The organism is Photobacterium lucens (assembly GCF_009873615.1).
In the GTDB taxonomy this organism is placed as follows: domain Bacteria; phylum Pseudomonadota; class Gammaproteobacteria; order Enterobacterales; family Vibrionaceae; genus Photobacterium; species Photobacterium lucens.
Genome location: NZ_SSMG01000073.1, coordinates 1 through 2,048 on the forward strand (window position 1 = coordinate 1; position 2,048 = coordinate 2,048).

Genomic DNA, 2,048 nt, shown 5'->3' on the forward strand with positions numbered 1-2,048 from the left:
GTTTATAAAAAACACGATTATGATGAAAACTTATCCTGCTTTTATCATAATTTATTTTCTTTAATACATATTTATTTACATTTATAGGGTTGTTTTTAAGAATTTACTTCCTATAATGCTGAAAACCGGAGCGTCTGCCAACGCTCCGGTTTTTTTGTGCCTGCTCATTAGGCGAAAACGTTTACCTGCCAGTAAATGCTTCGTTGAGCAAATTCGATAGATAAGTTTAAGGAATAACCATGCGTATCGAACAAGACTTGAAATTAGGTTTTAAAGATGTACTGTTTCGTCCAAAACGTTCTACTTTGAAAAGCCGCTCTCAAGTTGAATTAACCCGCGAGTTTACATTCAAACATAGTGGTCGTCAATGGTCTGGTGTACCGATTATTGCAGCTAATATGGACTCTGTTGGTAGTTTTGAAATGGTTAAAGCCCTTTCTAAGCACAACGTAATGACAGCCGTTCACAAACACTACACCGTTGAACAATGGGCTGACTTCATTTCTCAAAACGACGCTTCTGTTCTAAAGAATGCCATGGTTTCTACTGGTACTTCTGACGCTGATTTCCAAAAAACAAAAGACATCATGGCGCTAACAGATGATCTTATCTTCATCTGTATTGATATCGCTAACGGTTACTCTGAGCATCTTGTTGAGTACGTAGAAAAAGTACGTGCTGCATTCCCAGACAAAGTGATCAGCGCAGGTAACGTAGTGACTGGTGACATGGTTGAAGAGCTAATCCTTGCAGGCGCTGACATTGTTAAAGTAGGTATTGGCCCTGGCTCTGTATGTACAACACGTGTGAAAACAGGTGTGGGTTACCCTCAACTTTCAGCCATCATTGAGTGTGCAGATGCTGCGCACGGTCTAGGTGGTCGCATCATCGGTGACGGTGGTTGTTCATGTGCGGGTGACGTTTCTAAAGCCTTTGGTGGCGGTGCTGACTTCGTTATGCTTGGCGGTATGCTAGCAGCGCACGATGAAAGTGGCGGTGAAGTTATCGAGCAAGACGGTAAAACATTCATGAAGTTCTACGGTATGTCTAGCCAAAGCGCGATGGACAAACACTCTGGTGGTGTTGCGAAATACCGTGCAGCTGAAGGTAAAACAGTACTACTTCCTTACCGCGGCCCAGTTGAAAACACAATCCAAGATATCATGGGTGGTGTTCGCTCAACATGTACTTATGTCGGTGCAGCGCAGCTTAAAGAGCTAACAAAACGCACCACCTTTATTCGCGTACAAGAGCAAGAAAATAACGTATTCGGTAAAGAATAAGTAACCAATTAAACTTATTTATTGTCTTTACAGCCATACAGTTGTAAAGACAATTCTATGCTGCATTAAAAATAACCATACCTAAAACTAACTTAAAAAGTTAACCAAACTTTTGTAAGTGGACCATGAGTATGGTTATTTTTTAAACATGTCCTTTAGTATTATTCTGCAAAAATATCTCTCACTTCGTTAGCTTTACTTTAAAATCGTGTTGTCAAGCCATCTAATAATCGCTTTGTCGTTTCTCTAGATTCTTCAAATTGACCATCAAAGTTATTATATTTCCATAATGATGATTTACTTCGCTTACTATTTATAACAATCGACTTATCATCAAAAATGTTATTCTTTTTTCCAAATGTATCATCAATAACATGTATGATTTTTGGGTTACTTGATAACAACCCCACTCGATTCAAAACTCCGCCATCAACAAAAGGGTTATTATCTTTGTCTGGTATATTTTTTTTAACGAAAAGATAAGGAACAGAACAAGATGCAATAACACTTTCAACAACATAGCCTGAACTTAGCATTTCAAACTCTCTATTTGCATTAACAACACCACATTGAAACGAAATAGGTATCTGTTCAAACTGACTTGGTAATAACGAAGATAATATCTCTTCTAATGGATTCATATTAAATAATCCATTCGAAAACAAAGATCCAATTATAGCTCCAGAACTCACACCTGATATTGAATTAATCTTAATATTTTCATCTTCAATAGCTTTCTTTCATAAATCCTAGATGAGCAGCAAA

The 2,048-nt window shown here is 37.8% G+C and carries 2 protein-coding genes; one reads left to right on the forward strand and one right to left on the reverse strand.

Going from position 1 to position 2,048, the window contains the following annotated elements; all coding sequences use genetic code 11:
- The first annotated feature begins 239 nt into the window (after positions 1 to 239).
- Positions 240 to 1,283: a GMP reductase gene (locus E5A76_RS03870; protein WP_053988689.1), complete on the forward strand. Its 1,044-nt coding sequence runs from the start codon at positions 240 to 242 to the stop codon at positions 1,281 to 1,283.
- A 200-nt stretch (positions 1,284 to 1,483) separates the two neighbouring features.
- Here E5A76_RS03870 and E5A76_RS03875 read toward each other — a convergent pair whose 3' ends face one another.
- Positions 1,484 to 1,924, reverse strand: coding sequence for a patatin-like phospholipase family protein (locus tag E5A76_RS03875; protein WP_161118152.1), 441 nt, complete (start codon positions 1,922 to 1,924; stop codon positions 1,484 to 1,486).
- Positions 1,925 to 2,048 lie beyond the last annotated feature (124 nt).